Origin of the sequence: Sulfurimonas sp. RIFOXYD2_FULL_34_21, from assembly GCF_001830805.1 — a bacterium.
In the GTDB taxonomy this organism is placed as follows: Bacteria; Campylobacterota; Campylobacteria; order Campylobacterales; family Sulfurimonadaceae; genus Sulfurimonas.
Genome location: NZ_MICH01000015.1, coordinates 276,760 through 290,814, shown reverse-complemented (window position 1 = coordinate 290,814; position 14,055 = coordinate 276,760). Strand labels below are relative to the sequence as shown.

General features: G+C 33.2%; 12 protein-coding genes and 1 pseudogene. 9 read left to right on the top strand and 4 right to left on the bottom strand.

The features are described 5' to 3' along the window. Nucleotides 1-6: 6 nt before the first annotated feature. Nucleotides 7-297: an Asp-tRNA(Asn)/Glu-tRNA(Gln) amidotransferase subunit GatC gene (gatC, locus tag A2530_RS11535; RefSeq protein WP_294885229.1), complete on the bottom strand. Its 291-nt coding sequence runs from the start codon at nt 295-297 to the stop codon at nt 7-9. Between the two features lie 130 nt (nt 298-427). On the opposite strand from gatC, the gene A2530_RS11530 reads away from it, so the two are divergent. The 9 genes from A2530_RS11530 (at nt 428) to A2530_RS11490 (ending at nt 9,366) form a co-directional block, all read left to right on the top strand. Continuing rightward, nucleotides 428-1,015 carry a hypothetical protein gene (locus A2530_RS11530; protein WP_294891534.1) on the top strand — a complete coding sequence of 196 codons (588 nt, stop codon included), beginning with the start codon at nt 428-430 and terminating at the stop codon, nt 1,013-1,015. Nucleotides 1,016-1,019: 4 nt separating this feature from the next. Then, the gene (locus A2530_RS11525; RefSeq protein ID WP_294885231.1) at nt 1,020-2,012 is read left to right on the top strand and encodes a hypothetical protein; all 993 of its coding nucleotides are present in this window, start codon (nt 1,020-1,022) and stop codon (nt 2,010-2,012) included. A gap of 2 nt (nt 2,013-2,014) precedes the next feature. Beyond that, nucleotides 2,015-2,842: a tyrosine-type recombinase/integrase gene (locus A2530_RS11520; RefSeq protein WP_294885232.1), complete on the top strand. Its 828-nt coding sequence runs from the start codon at nt 2,015-2,017 to the stop codon at nt 2,840-2,842. Further along, nucleotides 2,839-3,312 carry an HD domain-containing protein gene (locus tag A2530_RS11515; RefSeq protein ID WP_294885233.1) on the top strand — a complete coding sequence of 158 codons (474 nt, stop codon included), beginning with the start codon at nt 2,839-2,841 and terminating at the stop codon, nt 3,310-3,312. The genes A2530_RS11520 and A2530_RS11515 overlap by 4 nt, the downstream gene beginning before the upstream one ends. 150 nt (nt 3,313-3,462) lie before the next feature. Next, complete coding sequence (locus A2530_RS11510) at nt 3,463-3,969, top strand: hypothetical protein (protein WP_294885234.1); 507 nt, start codon at nt 3,463-3,465, stop codon at nt 3,967-3,969. A 9-nt stretch (nt 3,970-3,978) separates the two neighbouring features. After that, the gene (locus A2530_RS11505; RefSeq protein WP_294885235.1) at nt 3,979-4,692 is read left to right on the top strand and encodes a sulfite exporter TauE/SafE family protein; all 714 of its coding nucleotides are present in this window, start codon (nt 3,979-3,981) and stop codon (nt 4,690-4,692) included. A gap of 68 nt (nt 4,693-4,760) precedes the next feature. Beyond that, complete coding sequence (polA, locus tag A2530_RS11500) at nt 4,761-7,481, top strand: DNA polymerase I (RefSeq protein WP_294885236.1); 2,721 nt, start codon at nt 4,761-4,763, stop codon at nt 7,479-7,481. A 6-nt stretch (nt 7,482-7,487) separates the two neighbouring features. Then, nucleotides 7,488-8,699, top strand: coding sequence for a PAS domain-containing sensor histidine kinase (locus A2530_RS11495; RefSeq protein WP_294885237.1), 1,212 nt, complete (start codon nt 7,488-7,490; stop codon nt 8,697-8,699). After that, nucleotides 8,689-9,366 (top strand): response regulator transcription factor, encoded by a 678-nt coding sequence (locus A2530_RS11490; RefSeq protein ID WP_294885238.1) that lies wholly within the window; start codon nt 8,689-8,691, stop codon nt 9,364-9,366. The genes A2530_RS11495 and A2530_RS11490 overlap by 11 nt, the downstream gene beginning before the upstream one ends. On the opposite strand, the gene A2530_RS11485 is transcribed toward A2530_RS11490, so the two are convergent. The 3 genes and pseudogenes from A2530_RS11485 to A2530_RS11475 all read right to left on the bottom strand — a co-directional run bounded on the left by A2530_RS11485 (nt 9,353) and on the right by A2530_RS11475 (nt 14,030). Next, nucleotides 9,353-11,056 (bottom strand): nitrite/sulfite reductase, encoded by a 1,704-nt coding sequence (locus tag A2530_RS11485; RefSeq protein WP_294885239.1) that lies wholly within the window; start codon nt 11,054-11,056, stop codon nt 9,353-9,355. The genes A2530_RS11490 and A2530_RS11485 overlap by 14 nt on opposite strands. Nucleotides 11,057-11,101: 45 nt before the next feature. Then, nucleotides 11,102-11,803 (bottom strand): anaerobic ribonucleoside-triphosphate reductase activating protein, encoded by a 702-nt coding sequence (locus A2530_RS11480; protein WP_294885240.1) that lies wholly within the window; start codon nt 11,801-11,803, stop codon nt 11,102-11,104. Further along, a pseudogene (locus A2530_RS11475) lies at nt 11,766-14,030 on the bottom strand (ribonucleoside triphosphate reductase). The gene A2530_RS11480 and the pseudogene A2530_RS11475 overlap by 38 nt, the downstream one beginning before the upstream one ends. Nucleotides 14,031-14,055 lie beyond the last annotated feature (25 nt).

Sequence of the window (14,055 nt, the reverse complement as noted above, 5' to 3'; positions counted from 1 at the left end):
AGAGCGTTATTCAATAATTTTAGGAACTATAAAAAAGTGATCTGCACTCTGCGGTGCATTTTTAAGAATGCTGTCGTTTATTTGAGTATCGCAAAATGCGACGTCTTCTCTTGCAAAGGTTGCTTCATCACTCATAGCAAATTTGTCGTCCACATTATCCGTATTTAATTCACTTAAATTATCTACAAAACTGACTATTTCAGAAAGTTGATTTATAATTTCTTCTCTTTTATCCTCTGAAACTTTTAAAAATGATAGTTTTTCCAATTTTGTCAATAGCGCGTCATCTACTTGCATATAATAATCCTAATACAATAATTTTTTAAGATTGTAACAAAAAAAATCTATCTATTTGATGAAACTTTAACAAACTATGCGATATTATTTTGAACTTTTAATAATTATATAGATAAATGAGGGAATGTTTTTGAGCTTAAAAGATAATATCAGTATGGTAAAAGAGGAGTTAAACTCCGAAGAGAAGTTTTTTGAAAAAGCGGTAATGACTGAAAAGTTCGTTAAAAAATATAAAAATATTATGATAGCCTCCGTGGTTGCAATAGTTTTGGTTGTAGGTGCAAACTTAGCATACAGTGCAAATGAAAACAGCAAAATTACAGCTGCAAATGTAGCTCTTCTTAAACTACAAAAAGATTCAAAAAATGCAGATGCACTTAGTGAGTTAAAAATGTTAAGTCCAAATCTTTATGATGTTTGGATATTCTCTCAAGCTGTTGCAAATAAAGATTTAGAGCTACTAAAGAGCTTGAAAAATACGGATGCGTTAATTTTAAATGATTTGGTAAAGTATGAGTTGGCTACTGACGCCGCTTCGCTTGAAAGTTACGCTTCAAAGCAAGATGCAATATTTAAAGATTTGGCACTTGTGCAAAGTGCAGTCATTCTTTTGAATGAAAATAAAATAGATGAAGCGAGAAATAAACTCTCTATGATTTCCAAAGAATCTTCATTAAATAAACTTGTTGCTGCACTTATGCACTACGGAATAAAGTAATATTTTGAAGTATTTATCAATTATCCTTTTATCATTTATGACGCTTATCTTCAGTGCATGTAGTTCTAAAAAGGTGTATGAACCATCAGATGTTGTTGGAAATTGGAAAGCTACAGGGAGCAGTAAATATACAATTAAAGATATTTCGCCAGATGCTGCATTAGTAGAAGATCAAAAGGTAGTCGTCAAAAATAACATCTTAGATGTGAAAATTCCACAAAACGACAGACTTCTTGGATATAGTGATGGATGGGTAATTAGCTCAAATATTGAGGGTGACTTAACACTTATATCTGCAGGTAGTAAAAAAGTAGAGAAGTTTAGTCTAAAGAAAACTATTGCTACAGCCAGTTCGCAGGGTGATATATTGGCAGTTTTGTTTGCGGATAATGAGATGGCACTTTACTCGATAGAGAGTAAAGCTATACTATTGAAAGAACAAGGCGATGCGCCAATTGCCGTTAATTCTAAAATTGTAAAACCATACTTTAGAGATGATTTAGTTCTTTTCTCTACACTTGACGGTAAAGTTGTTATTATCAGCTTAAAAATGAAAAAGAAGCTAAGAACCGTAATTGTCAGCGGTGAAGCAAACTTTAACAATATTATATATTTTGGACTTGTAGATAACAAGATAATTGCTGCAACAGGGCATAAAATACTCTCTTTAGCTCAAAAAGAGATTAGATTGGCTTATGATATTAGAACTATTTTAGAGAGTGAAAAAGAGATATTTGTAGCAACTAAGCAGGGAGAAATCATATCTCTGACACCTGAGCTTCAGCAAAATGCAAAACTGAAATTCCCGTTTGCCCACTTTTTAGGAATGATAATAAATAACGATAAATTGTATGTACTAGAAAAAGAAGGCTATATAATAGAGATTTCAAAAGATTTATCAAAATACAGTGTTTATGAAGCAGATGTAGAAGACGGTTACGTATTTATAAACGACAAAATCTTTTTTGTGGATGACAGATATATCTCGGTAGAGTAGTGATGTCAAACGAGCTTGAAGCTTTTATAGAGTATATAACTGTTATAAAAGCTCTTAGTAAAAAAAGTATTCAAGCTTATAAAAGCGATTTATACTCTCTTGAAAAAACTCTTAATAAATCTTTGATAGAGTTAGATTCTGCATCTCTATTTTCTGCATTAGCTATATATAAAAACAGAAGAACTCTAAATAGAAAACTCTCCTCGGTTAATGCTTTTTTTGACTTTTGTTATAAAAACCAGTTTATGAATGAAAAAAATAGACTCAAATTTTCAAAAGTTCCAAAACTGCTTCCAAAATTTCTCTCATACAGTGAGATACAAAGCTCACTTAAACAAATAGACAAAACTACGATATACGGTCTTCGCGATTACGCTTTAATACTTTTTTTATATGCTACCGGTACTAGAATAAGTGAATGTCTGGCTCTAAGAAGAGAAGATATAGATGGTGAATGGCTCTATGTAAGACATGCAAAAGGTGAAAAAGAGCGCATAATCCCAATAGCACATGTTGCAAAAAAAGCGGTGGATGATTACCTAAATGAAGTAAAAAGTCAAAAAGATTTTGTTTGGTTTAACTACAAGGGCGGAAAATTAAGTCGAATATCGGCATATAAAATAACTCAGAAATATTTAGGAGTATCTCCGCATGTTATTCGCCATTCATACGCTACTTCACTTATAAGAGGCGGAGCTGATTTGCGTGTAGTGCAAGAGCTGTTAGGGCATGCTTCTCTCTTAACTACGCAAATTTATACACATATACAAAAACAGGATTTAAAAGAGACCGTTGAAGTATGTCATCCTATGGCTAAAGAGTACATGTGAATTTAACAAATAATACTTTTTTTTCCAAAGAATTCTTAAAGTCTCTTTTTTTTATTCAAAACAAGTGGCATCAGCATGGTGTATTGATACACACTCTTAGAGTTACGTACAATATCTTAAAAGCAGGGGATTTTAAATTTTTTGCCGCAGGACTTTTACATGATATCGGCAAACCGTTTTGTGCTTATAAAAAAGATGCCGAAGATATGGAATTTGGCGAATACAGCTTTAGTGACCATGAAGAAAAAAGTTATCAAATAATTAAAAACTGGTTTTTTATAAGTGATTATACAAAACAGATAGTACGTTATCACTATCTTATACGTGATTTGATAAAAAGCAAGGAAGAGGATTTGCCTAGATATGAGAGCAAAAAAAAGATTTGGGATACTCTAAACTCAGATATAAAAAAAGATTTGGAAAAATTTTTATTATATGATGATTTAGGTAAAGGCAAAAAAAGAAGATAACTCTAATGTTAATGTAATAAATATAATGTAAAATAATGTTTATATACATGTAGATAGTCTATTTTATATACAAAAAAATATTTTTATATACTATATAATTTTGTGTAAATTACTATGTTTTATTATTAAAAACAAAAGGTTTTATTTATTATGACAAAAAAAATTGTTCCTATTTTGGTAATATCTATTTTTATAGTAATAGTTGTAACGCTTTTTTTATCTCTCTCCTCATCGAAAAAGATGATTGTAGTAAAAGATGGAAATATTAAGCAGCTGCCTATTGATATGAAGAGCGGCGTTTTTCAAGACAGTGACTGTGGAATGGTTATTAATGATTTACAGGATGCTTCTCAAGTAATTATAAAAAGCGGAAAAAGTTGGTTTTTTCATGATAACGGCGGATTGGTAAAATGGCTTGAAGATAAAGAGTTTAAAGATAGTGCAAAAATCTGGGTTATGAGCAGAGACACAAAGAGATGGATAGATGCACGAGAGGCATTTTACTCGCTCAGAGATAAAACAGCTATGGGATACGGCTTTGGCGCGTATGAAAAAAAATCTGATGAATATGTTGATTTTGATACAATGCGTCTAAGAATGTTAAGAGGTGAAACTCTGCGAAATCCATCAATAAAAAAACAACTTTTGGGATATTAATAGATATATATGGAAACAGTAAATATTATAAGCATAATTAGCATCGCATTTTTAGGCTCGTTCGGACACTGTATAGGAATGTGCGGAGGAATTGTTTTAGCATATTCGACAATAAAAATAGAACCAAAAAGCTCTAAAGTGTCACAAAGTGCGGCACATCTGCTCTACTCGTTTGGAAGAGTCTTTACATACTCTATTTTGGGTGCAGTTTTTGGAACACTTGGCGGTGTAGTGACTTTTAACAATACTGCAAACGGTATGCTTCTTATAGTAGCAGGAATTGCTATGGTTCTTGCAGGATTGTCACTAATGGGGAAAATAAAATTTTTAACTCTTATAGAACACTCTTTCTCATCATCTTCAATGTATAAAAATGCTTTTAAAAATATATTAAACTCAAAATCAAATTTTAGTTTTTTTGTTCTGGGTATGTTAAACGGTCTTTTGCCGTGCGGGTTCGTTTACTTTTTCGCTATAACTGCCGCAAGTACCGCAAGCCCACTTTACGGTGCTTTGGTAATGGCTATATTTGGAATAAGCACAATTCCCGCTATGTTCGGGCTTGGTTTTTTAACCTCTTTATCAAGTGCAACAAGTTTTAGGAATATGATGATGAGTCTCTCCTCTTTTGCCGTTATAATTTACGGTTCATACACAATCTACAATGGCTACGACTACATAGCCAGAGCTGAAAAAACATTAACCGAGTGCCATACCAAATAGATTTTATATTTAACTCGATATAATAAATATTAAAAAGAAATTAAATAAATATATGGATAAATTAAAAAATGAGCAAAACAGTTACGATAATAGACACATTTGGTTTTTTCTTTCGCAGTTTTTACGCACTTCCGCAATATCTTAAAAATAAAGATGGCTTTCCTACCGGACTTTTAACAGGTTTTACGAATTTTATCTCTACTTTGCAAAAACAACATGACAGCGATTATATAATTTTTGCTATAGATACCAAAGGCAACAGCTTTAGAAATGAGATCGACCCTAATTATAAAGCACACAGAACGCCTCCTCCTGAAGAGTTGATTATGCAACTTCCAATCGCAATAGAGTGGATAGATAAGATGGGGTATAAAACTCTAGGACGTACAGGGTATGAAGCCGATGATATGATAGCAACCGTTGTACATTTTGCTAAAGAAAAGGGTTACAATGTAAGAGTTGTCTCTCATGATAAGGATTTGTTTCAGCTTATAGACGATGGTAAAGTAGTTTTAGTTGATGCTGTTAAGAAAAAAACTATGGATGAAGAGGCATGTTTTGAAAAATACGGTATCACACCAAAGCAGTTTATAGATTATCAGGCAATAATTGGTGACTCTGCTGATAATATCCCCGGTGTAAAGGGCATAGGTAAAGTCGGGGCAGAAAAACTCTTAATTGAACACGGTAGTTTAGATAATATTTACGCAAATATAGATGATGTAAAACCAGCAGGCATCAAGAAAAAGCTGATTGATTCAAAAGATGCCGCTTACATGTCAAAAGAGTTAGTTACTTTGAGGCATGATGCGCTAGAGAACTTTGATTTTGAAGAGTATAAGATGGACGTTGAACATCCGTTTTTAAATATTTATGATGAGCTTGTAAAATACGAACAAAATGCAATTTTAAGAACACTTCATGCAAAAAATATAGTTGCTGAGGAAGTTCATCATGAAGCACTCAAAAAAGTAGAAGTAGAAATGGAAAAAAATAAGAAGTTAGACTTTAAAGCAACTCTTATAACGGATGTAAAAGAGTTACATGTAGTTTTGAGTTCTTTGACAAAAGAGAGTATTGTAGCTTTTGATACGGAAACTACGGGACTTGATTATGAAAAAGACTCTCTTGTAGGCTTTAGCTTTTGTTTTAATAATATTGAGGCTTATTATATCCCTGTATCTCACTTTTATCTTGGTGTAAGCGAACAGATAAGTTCAGATGATGCTAAAACTGCAATTAGAAAAATATTTAATTCTCGTGTTGTAGGACATAATATAAAATTTGATTTGCATTTTGTAACCAGATTTTTAGAAGATGATAGTTTTGAGATTTTTGCAGACTCTATGATACTTGCTTGGCTTATAAATCCTGAGAGTGCGCTATCTCTTGATAAACTCTCAGACAAGCTCTTAAGCCATAAAATGCTCTCCTATAAAGATACCGTAAAAAAAGGTGAAACTTTTGCTAGTGTAGAGCTTGAAGATGCTTGCAAATATGCAGCTGAAGATGCATTTGTTACATTAAAACTCTACTACCAATTTTTAAATATGTTAGAACTTCAAGATGCAAAACATCTTATAGATGAGGCAAGAGAAGTAGAATTTCCTTTTATAAATACACTTTTAAAGATGGAAAAAAGCGGTATAGAAGTAAATGGCAAATTTTTAGAAAAATTTCTTGTTGAAGTAAAAGAGAGTTTAGGTAGCTTGACTAAAGATATCTACGCTTTGGCAGGCGGTGAGTTTAATATTAACTCTACGCAACAGCTCGGTGCCGTACTTTTTGAAAAATTAAACCTTCCGGTTGGAAAAAAGACAAAAACAGGATATTCAACGGATGAAAAAGTTCTTAGTTCATTGAAAGATTCGCACGAGATAGTTCCTCTTCTTTTAGAATATCGTGAGACTTACAAACTCTTCTCTACATACATAGAGCCGCTTTTAAAATTAAGCCGTGAAGATAAAGATAGCCGCATACATACCTCTTTTGTTCAAACTGGAACAGCAACCGGGCGTCTTAGCTCAAAAAATCCAAATTTACAAAATATTCCTACAAGAACGCCTCTTGGTGCAAAGATAAGAGAGGCTTTTGTAGCAGGAAAAGGTAAAAAACTTATAGGTATAGACTACTCTCAAATAGAGTTAAGACTTCTTGCACATTTTACGCAGGACAAAGTTTTGGTTGACGCATTCAAACATGACAGAGATATTCATATGCAAACAGCGATTGCTCTTTTTGGGCAAGAAGAAGCAGCGCAAAAAAGAAACGTAGCTAAAACTGTAAACTTTGGGCTTCTTTATGGAATGGGACAGAAAAAACTCTCTGATACGCTAGGTATTACGACAAAAGAGGCAAAAGAGATTATAGAGAAATATTTTAATAGTTTTCCTACAGTCAGAGCATACTTTCGCTCTATTGTAGATTTTTCAAAAGAGGCTGGTTATGTTGAGACTTTGTTAAAACGCCGTAGATATTTTGACTACGAGAATGCTTCACCGATGTTTAAAGCTGCTTATGAGAGAGAGTCTGTTAACAGCGTATTTCAGGGAAGTGCTTCTGATCTTATAAAACTAAGTATGAATAAAATCCATAAAATTATAGAAGATGAAAATCTAAATGCAAAAATGCTTTTGCAAATTCACGATGAGCTTATATTTGAAGTAGATGAAAGTGAGGCGGAAGTTTTAGGCAAAAGGTTTAAAGATATTATGGAGAACATAACTCAGCTAAACGTCCCTCTAAAATCGAGCATAAATATTGGAAATAATTGGAGCGAGTTAAAGTAGTGCTACATGTTAAAACAGTATAAAGAAGCCATTGAAAAGAGTAATATAATTTCTAAAACCGACGTTAATGGGATAATCACTTTTGTTAATGATGAGTTTTGCAATATCAGCGGCTACACAAAAGATGAGCTTATTGGACAAAATCACAATATTGTTAGACATCCGGATGTTGATGATGAGAAATTTAAATATCTTTGGGAAACTATAAAACATAAAAATATATTTAAAGATACTGTTAAAAATCTAGCAAAAAACGGTACGACTTTTTATGTAAATACTACAATTATTCCAATACTTGATAAAAATGAAAATATAGTTGAGTTTGTAGCAATCAGGTATGATGTGACAAAAGAGGTAGCCCTAAGAGAAGAACTTTTAAAAAAAGAGAGAGAGTATGAGGAGCTAAACAAAAGTCTGGAAAAAAGGGTTCAGGAACAGACAAAAGAGCTTCAAGAATTAAACCAAACTCTTGAAAAACGTGTACGTGATGAGATAGCAAAAAATGAAGATAAACAGCGTGTCATGTTTTGGCAGTCTCGACATGCAAGTCTTGGTCAAATGCTTGCAAATATTGCTCATCAGTGGAGACAGCCGCTTACTGAGCTTAGCCTTGCCATGTTTAATATTAAAAAAGCTTTGCAAAACGAACAGGCTGATAATGTAACAAAATTTTATGATGAGAGCAAAAACATTATAAAAAACATGTCTGAGACCATAGATGATTTTACAAACTTTTTCTCACCCGATAAAGAGAAATACTACTTTAATATTAGTGAGAGTATAAGGGAGTCCATAGGTCTATTAGAGAGTGTAATAAATGACGAGATGATAATCATAAAGACAGAATTTAATGATATAAAAGTTCTTGGAATAACAAATGAGCTTACTCAGGTAATTATTAATTTGATTAACAACTCAAAAGATGCATTTATACACAATAGTATTCTTTTGCGTGAAATAAATATAACTACTAAAAAAGAGAGAGATTTTGCTGTTATAGAAGTACATGATAATGCAGGCGGAATATCAAAAGAGAATATAGAAAAGATTTTTGAGCCGTATTTTACGACAAAACATAAAAGTCGCGGTACGGGATTGGGGCTTTTTATGTCGAAAATGATTTGCGAACAGGGATTAAACGGAACTCTTGATGTAAAAAGTAAAAAAAATACAACAACGTTTAGTATAAAAATTCCATTGGATAAGCATGAAAAATAGAGTACTAAAAGAGCTGAAAATTTTACTTGTAGAAGATGAAGAGAACCTAGCACGTCTTTTAAAAGAAGCAATCGGCGATAATTTTCATAGTTTTACTATTGCCGCAGATGGTTTAGAAGGTATCGAGCTATTTAAAAAAATAAAGCCTGATATCGTAATAACCGACATTATGATGCCTCGTCTTTCAGGACTTGAAATGGCTAAGAGATTAAAAGAGATTAATTCTGATACGCCAATTATAATACTTAGTGCTTTTAGCGAAAAAGAGAAGCTATTTAGTGCAATAGATATAGGTATTACAAAATATTTTTTAAAACCCTTTGATACGGAAGAGTTGTTGGAGTATATTGAGAGTATTACGTCAAAATTGGGAAATAAGCTGTTAAAATTAAGCGAAGGTTTTATGTTTAACAAAACTACAAACTCTCTATATAAAAATGACAGATATGTTCCGCTTTCAAAAAATGAGATAAAATTTTTGTCTCTTTTAATGGATAACCAAAATAGAATTATTGATGATACTTTGATTAAAGAGCATTTGTGGAGTGCTGATGCGAGTGATGAGAGAGTTAGAACTTTTATAAGAAGGCTTCGCGCAAAAACATCAAAGAAACTGATACAAAACATAAAAGGAGTCGGATACCGACTCTCTTTTAACGAAAATTAGTTCTCTCTATTTTTGGTTTGTAATGAGGGTCTTCTCCCTCTATAGTCCAAAGCTTTTTGGATAAGTAGCTAATTGCATCAAAAAAATTATCTTCTACATGTGCCCAAAAATCAAGTCCGTTAAACTCTTTTTGAAGCAACGCTTTTTCATACTCAAAAGTTCCTATTCCGTCGCGTTGTTCAAGCTTTAGAGTTTGTTTTGTTTCAAGATTTGCCAAAAACCATAAAGAGATAAACTCTTCAGAGTAGTTGTTTAATACTTTTGAAGCGTACTCTTCAAAATCACTATATCCACTAAGTTCAAATAGTGTAATAGCCAAAGAGACAACGCTATTTAGATGAACAAACGGTACCATTGAAAAGAGCTGTCGTCCGACTGATTTTCCCTCAGAGTGTTCTGCTCCTAGAAAAATTCTAGCTCCGCCTTCAGTATCTCCAAAGTTATTTGTTTTTAGACCTATTAAGCCAATGTCTGCATGTCTATGTCTTCCGCAACCTTTGGCACAACCTGAAAATCCGACTTGAATACGGTGTTCGTTTATCTTATCTAAGGGCAGATATGAAGTCTCATCTTTTATGCTCCAAACGGCGTAAGGGCATAAGTTGCCTGCACATGCCACAATCGTGTCACTAATTGCAGGTGATTTAAGCAAGCAAGACGGTTCTTTTAAACCTAGTATATAGATATTTTGATCAATTCCAAAGCGAATCTCAGCTGCATTTTTTGTAGCAAAAGAGGAAATCTCTTTTATCTCTTTTGTAGTTAGTCTTGAGAAATCTGTTTGATAGCAAAAGCCGAAACCGCCGTCTTTTAGTTTATGAAATTCAGCAAATTCCGCTTTTTCTAAAATAAGTTCTCCTTCTGGCTCAAACTCTTTTTTATATTCTTTTTGAATATGAGCTTTTAACCCATCCATACCAATCTCTTCAATCATATGAAAAATTCTGGTCTTAGCTCTAGAAAAGCGAGAACCGTGAAGATAAAATGCTTCAATAAATGCTTTGAAAAAATCAAACACCTCATCTTTAGTTAAAAAGATATCTGCACTTTTTGCAACTTCTGTATTTTTGCCGCCCATATAGACGTTAAAACCAAAAATATTATTTTTTTTAGCAAGTGCAAAGTATATGTCGTTTGCAAAAAAAGAAGTTACATTAGAACGGTTGCCTGATATACCTATCGATACACGTCGTGGTAACATTCCTACATAGCGAGGGTTTTTTATAATATAATCATGCATAGCCATAACAATTGGATATGATTCTATCTGTGCATACTCTCCGCATCCGTCATAAGGATCCGTAACTATATTTCTTACGTTATCTCCAAAGCTTTGCCATGTAGATACGCCTAGAGCATTTATACGTTTATGTATCTGTAAAACATTTTCTGCTTCAACTCCGTGGAGCTGAATACCCGCTCTTGCAGTTAAAATAATAGTTAAATCGTACTCTTCAACTATGTCGGCAATGCTTTGGAATTGTTCTGCGCTAACTTTTCCGCCTGGAATACGAATACGGATTGTAAACTCATCTTCTAAAAAATCCGTATTAAATATTCCGAAATCTTGAAGATAGTATCTATCACCCTCTGCAAGACTTTCAAAATCTATATTATCGAAATCTTTGTAATAATCAATCGGTTTTAATTGAGCTTTATAACGCTCTCTTTTATTTAATTTATTTTCCATGGATGTATTTTATCTAATAATTAATTGTGTTTTTATTGATATATATCATCTATAAACAATTTCAATATCAGCAAGTAGAAGTGATTTGTCGATTTTCTTTTTTGGTCTTTGAAGATTTGCTATATTTGTTCCGGTGTCTCTAAACTCTTGAATAAAATATTTGCTTGTGTATTTTCGGTTTTTTAAATCGATTATAATCTCATTTATGTCATTTTCATCTAGCAAATCATCATGCAGTGTAGTTCTGATTTCAAACTCAACACTGCTTTTTATAAGAAAATCAAGAGTTTGAGAAAATTCGTCAAACTTATTTGAGTGGGTAATTTGTGTAAATTTTGTTTTTGGAGATTTATAATCAAGTGCTACATAATCTAAAAGATTTAATTCAATCAACTCTTTTACATGTAGGAAATTTGTACCGTTTGTATCGAGTTTTATCTTAAATCCGAGTTGTTTTATCTTTTGACAAAAAAGAACCAAATCATAAGATGAGGCTTCTCCGCCTGATAAAACAACAGCTTCAAGCAGGTTTACTCTGGTTTTTAAGAAATTTAGTATGTCTTCATAGCTATACTTTCCGCTTTTAGCAAAAACTATATCTTTGTTGTAGCAGTAGTCACATCGCATATTGCACCCGCTAAACCATACTATGCATGATAAATGCTCAGGATAGTCTAAGTGGGTGAATGATGTTAAATCATATATTACATTAGCATTCAGTGAATTGTTTTCTCTGTTTATGCTCACCGGTTTTTCCTACATTAAAACTCTCGACAGGTCTATGATAACCCATAACTCTTGTGTAAACAATACACTTTTGTCTTTTGTCTTTTAACATAGTTAAAGCTTCATTTTTACTCATTTTTCACCTCCTTTTCTAAGATGCAATATTTGCTTCAGTTAAAATATCTTCGTCACACTTTGGACAGAATTCATGCTCACCTGCGATGTATCCATGTTTTGGACATACTGAAAACAGAGGTGTGACCGTTATGTATGGAAGCCTGAAATTTGTTATTACGTTTTTAACCAATTTTCTACAAGCTTCAGTAGAACTTACCTGTTCTTGCATGTATAGATGAAGAACCGTTCCACCAGTATATTTGCACTGCAAATCATCTTGAAGAGTAAGTGCTTCAAACGGGTCGTTTGTTAAATCAACCGGAATTTGAGAAGAGTTTGTATAATAAATATTATCACCCATTCCTGCTTGAATTATAGAGTCGCCGTAACGTTTTTTATCCTCTTTTGCAAATCTGTATGTCGTACCTTCTGCCGGAGTTGCTTCAAGATTGTAAAGGTTCCCTGTCTCTTCTTGATACTCAACCATTTTATCTCTCATGTGGTTTAATATCTCAGTTGCAAATGCTATGCCTTTTTCATTGCTAACGTCATAACCGTCACTTGTAAAATTTCTAATCATCTCATTGATGCCGTTTACGCCAATCGTAGAGAAGTGGTTTTTAAATCCGGGAAGATATCTTTTTGTATATGGAAAAAGTCCTCTGTCATACATCTCTTGAATAAATACGCGTTTTTTCTCTAATGTTAACTTTGCATGTTCCATTAGCTGATCTAGTCTTGCATATAGAGCTTCTTTATCGCCTTTATAAAGAAACCCAAGTCTTGCCATATTGATAGTTACAACTCCGATTGAACCTGTCATCTCAGCACTTCCAAACAGTCCGCCGCCACGTTTTAGAAGTTCTCTTAAATCAAGTTGCAAACGGCAACACATAGAACGTACATGTCCCGGTTTATAAGCTTCTTCATTTGGAACTAACTTACCTGACTCGTCACGTTTGTATTGTGAACCGACAAAATTTTGAAAATATGAAGAACCTACTTTTGCAGTATTTTCAAATAAAACATCAGTATTTTCGCCATACCAGTCAAAATCTTCCGTAATATTTACGGTAGGGATAGGAAAAGTAAACGGTTGACCTGTTAAATCGCCTTCAGTCATAATCTCATAGTATGCTCTGTTTATCTGATGCATTTCAGGCTGAAAATGTTTATATGTCATCTCTTGAAGATTTTTACATCCTCTTTGCTCTGCTTTTTCTTGAAGTTCGTTATCTAAAATATTTTTAAATAGATGAACTTGTTTGCTTGTAGGAATTTGATCTTTTAAATCTTCAGGTACCGTCCAGTCAATTGTGACATTTGTAAATGGAGATTGTCCCCAGCGCGCAGGAACATTTAGGTTGTAAATAAAACTTCTTATCGCTTTTTTCACGTCGCTATACGGCAGTTTGTCTTTAAATACGTAAGGTGCCAAATATGTGTCAAATGATGAAAACGCTTGAGCTCCTGCCCATTCGCTTTGGAGTATTCCCAAAAAGTTAGCCATCTGCCCTAGTGCCTCGCGAAAGTGACGAGGAGCATCGCTCTCAACTCTTCCTCTGATTCCGTTAAAGCCTTCATCCAGTAAAACTCTTAAGCTCCATCCTGCACAATAACCTGTCAGACAATCAAGGTCATGTATATGGTAGTCGCCGTTTCTATGGGCGTAACCTTCCTCTTTAGAGTAGATTTTATCAAGCCAGTAGTTTGCGATAACTTTACCGGCAGTATTGTTTACTAGCCCTGCGTTAGAGTAGCCGGTATTTGAGTTTGCTTTAATTCTCCAGTCACTTCCGTTTATATACTCTTCTATTGTTTGTGTAGAGTTAATATATGTAGTGTCATCATCAAGCAGATGGTCTCTTTGCATTTTATGCGTATGACGATAAATCATAAATGAGCGCATAACATCAAAGTATCTTGCTTTAAAAAGCTCTGTTTCAATTAAATCTTGAATATCTTCTACCGCAACTACTCTTCTATTTTTAAGTTGATCAAGTACATTAAAAAATATTGAGCTGTCATAAGTTACGTTTTGAGATTTAAAAGCTTTTTTAATGGCATCTTCTATTTTAAAAGACAAAAACTCTTTATATGTGCCGTCTCTTTTTAAAATATTTTCAACCATGGCAGATCCTTTTGCAAAATAATTC